Raw genomic sequence first — 1293 nt, forward strand, 5'->3', positions numbered from 1 at the left:
TGTATGACCGGATACATAGGTGACAGATCAGACCGGGAACATAGGTAACACTTTTAGTCTATCCGGAGCACACTCTGGGTTTTACTGTCGTAGTACGCAAGTGTTATTCCATTAAAGATGATGGCCTCCAGGCCATCATCTTGTTCTTTCAGCATTATGTACTCACCAGTCAGTGCTTCACTCAGGAACACGGTCCCCTTTTTTCCCATATACAGTGTTCCCCTTGATTTCACCCTGTAGACCATGCCCCCTGTCGGATAAACATATTCAGGCACTCTGCCATCCCAGTGTCGGCCCGAGGGTTGCCACACCGTTCCGGGCGTTGCACCAGCCAGGGCTTCATGCGGCCTCTCGTGGTTAAACTCTTCCCGGTAGTCACTGAACCACCGCTGTTGTTCTTCCATCGTCATGAAGGTGTTGCCATATTTCACCGCACTTTTCAGGGAGCGGTGCATTCGTTCATGGCGGCCATTCTCTTCCGGGTGTCCCTTTCTGATACGTTCCGGCCTGATGCCCAGCTTGATTAGCCAGACTGCAAGACGGCTTAATCCGGCTATGCCTGTTCCCGCGAAAGGTTGACCGTTATCGGTTCTGAGCACTTCCGGCAGACCATATTCCAGGAATGCATCAGTCAGGCACGCTCTGACAAAGGGCTCACTCTCCCGGTGTGTTCCCCGGCAGCACAGCAGATACCGGCTGTGATTGTCGGTCAGAGTGAAGGGATGGCAGTACTCCCCGCTCAGCAACCTGAATTTGCCTTTAAAATCAGCACTCCAGACCTGATTGTTCTCACTGATGGTGGTCAGCGGCTGGCGATTACCCGGTGTTCTGCGTTTTCTCTTTTTATCCGGAACCAGCCCTTCACGCTTGAGGATATCGCCGATAGTACTGGCGGCAGGTACGGCAAAATCGACATGGTGATTGAGCAACCACATCCGCAGTTTTTTCGGCCCCCAGTCAGGATGTTTCTGACGCAGGGCAGTCAGATGCCCGACGATATCATCAGGAACTGTCCGGGAGTGGGAATGCGGAGCGCGCGACTGGTCAGAGAGGGATGACAGGTCAGAAGGGTCAAAACGTTCAAGCCATTTGTAGCCGGTTTTACGGCTGATACCAAAAAGACGGCAAAGAGCGGAGAAGGAGGCCGTACCTGCATGGCAGGCACGGATAAAATCAAGGCGTTGCATAGGTTGGGTCTCAGTCCAGGGCATAGCGAGTCTCCTCTTCTATGCCAGTTATAACTGTTACCCATGTATCCGGTCTAAAGTGTTACCCATGTTTCCGGTTCATACC

At 52.7% G+C, this 1293-nt stretch carries 1 protein-coding gene; it reads right to left on the minus strand.

Annotated elements, in window-relative coordinates; translation table 11 throughout:
* Positions 1 to 53: 53 nt before the first annotated feature.
* Positions 54 to 1211 (minus strand): DDE-type integrase/transposase/recombinase, encoded by a 1158-nt coding sequence (locus ACS603_RS23400; RefSeq protein WP_315685889.1) that lies wholly within the window; start codon positions 1209 to 1211, stop codon positions 54 to 56.
* Between the last annotated feature and the right edge of the window lie 82 nt (positions 1212 to 1293).

The sequence above is a fragment of the Enterobacter sp. Li2LvB3 genome (genome assembly GCF_056156645.1).

Bases quoted from the DNA above. Each gene is read 5' to 3' on its own strand.
- ACS603_RS23400 (WP_315685889.1), bottom strand. From the start codon at position 1,211: ATGCCCTGGACTGAGACCCAACCTATGCAACGCCTTGATTTTATCCGT.